1 pseudogene is annotated in these 577 nt (G+C 67.8%); it reads right to left on the bottom strand.

What is annotated here, in order from left to right:
- Positions 1-577 (bottom strand): annotated as a pseudogene (locus tag KGA66_RS29345) (hypothetical protein); the annotation flags it as partial.

Consider the following 577-nt stretch of genomic DNA (forward strand, 5'->3'; position numbering starts at 1 on the left):
GGGTGGGGTTGGGCTGGATGTTGCCGAACCAGTACACCCCGTTGGTGCCGGCCGGGTCGCCGTCGGCTTCGAGTTCGACGGTGATCTGTGGGGCGAAGGTGTTGGAGGAGACGGGATTGGTCAGGTCGAAGCCCAGGGCGATGTCGCCGCCGGTGCAGTTCAGTCCGGTCTGCGCGGGCCAACTGTGGGTGATGGTGTGGCCCAGGTCGGCGGGTTTCGGGTTGGCCCAACTGGTACCGGAGTTGATTCCGCCGCTCCAGTGCAGGGTTGCCGAGGCGGGGGATCCGCAGGCGGCTGAGTAGTTGCGGGTGACCTTCACGGTGGCGTTCTGGATGATGCCGCCGTGGATCGCGGCGGGCAGCTTCCACTGGAAGTAGGGGTCCATCAGGCCCTGGCAGCTGGACCAGAGGTTGCGGCCGATGCCCAGGGCGTGCTCGCTGGTGGTGCCCAGTTGCGGCGCGGCGTCCCAGAACGAGGTGTTGGTGCAGGGCGAGCCCTGCTCGCGGTCGACGTAGTCGGGGGTTCCCGCGGTGGTGGGGGTCCAGTCGATGGTGGGGTCGATGTACAGCGGGTAGAC

This window comes from Actinocrinis puniceicyclus, assembly GCF_018283645.1.
Classification (GTDB): Bacteria; Actinomycetota; Actinomycetes; order Streptomycetales; family Catenulisporaceae; genus Actinocrinis; species Actinocrinis puniceicyclus.